1 protein-coding gene is annotated in these 355 nt (G+C 69.3%); it reads left to right on the top strand.

What is annotated here, in order from left to right; genetic code table 11:
* The coding region (locus ABGA94_RS02535) for a hypothetical protein (RefSeq protein WP_375366305.1) at positions 1 to 355 on the top strand (355 nt) is incomplete at both ends.

The following is a 355-nucleotide window of genomic DNA, read 5'->3' as shown; positions in this document are numbered from 1 at the left end:
CCGCCTGCCCGGCTACAGCCCGGACCTGCTGGCCATTGCCATGCGCCACAGCGAATACGATCTGCAGGCGCTGATCTACACCGTGGCCCTGCATCGCTGGCTGCGCTTCCGCTTGGGCTCCGCCTACGACTACGAGCGCGTCGTGCGCACCCGCCTCAGCCGCAAGAACTCGGTCACCACCGGCCGCATCTACGAGAACGTGATCCGCAAGGAGCGCCGCGGCGACTACCTGGGCGCGACCGTGCAGGACCAGCGCGTGCCGGTGCATTTCAGCGCCGGGCTGGCGCAATGGCAGCCCGGCGACGATACCGAGACCCTGCTGCGGCGCGCCGATGACGCGCTGTATGCGGCCAAG

Source organism: Stenotrophomonas sp. 3diitr2024, from assembly GCF_042136455.1.
In the GTDB taxonomy this organism is placed as follows: domain Bacteria; phylum Pseudomonadota; class Gammaproteobacteria; order Xanthomonadales; family Xanthomonadaceae; genus Stenotrophomonas; species Stenotrophomonas sepilia.
Note: the sequence above shows the minus strand (reverse complement) of the source record. Positions and strands in the feature narration are given on the sequence as shown.